The organism is Dellaglioa sp. CoH-57-MRSF-19, from assembly GCF_056781975.1.
The window spans coordinates 1-252 of the sequence record NZ_JBXAXW010000302.1; the positions used below are offsets into that span (position 1 = coordinate 1).

Sequence of the window (252 nt, forward strand, 5' to 3'; positions counted from 1 at the left end):
GTCAGATACCGATCGACAGGGCGGCAGTAGATGAAGCGAACGTCGTAATCCGAATCCGGCGACGCGAAGCCCCACGCACGAGACCCGGCCTCGGCCGCCATCAGGACCTTAATATCGAGCCGTTGTTCGAGCTGAATCAGGACACTTTTGATGATGCCTGAAGCCGTGTTTTGTGCCACACTCATTTGTCCGCTCCCCGAGGTCCAGTATACAGACACGCACCCGTCACCTTGGCACGAGTGCCGTCAGTTG

The 252-nt window shown here is 57.9% G+C and carries 1 protein-coding gene; it reads right to left on the reverse strand.

Features of this window, described 5'->3' with window-relative positions; genetic code table 11:
* Positions 1-185 (reverse strand): DNA polymerase beta superfamily protein (locus AC1RO3_RS09290; RefSeq protein ID WP_481764134.1); only part of this gene is annotated, 185 nt, incomplete at its 3' end.
* Positions 186-252 lie beyond the last annotated feature (67 nt).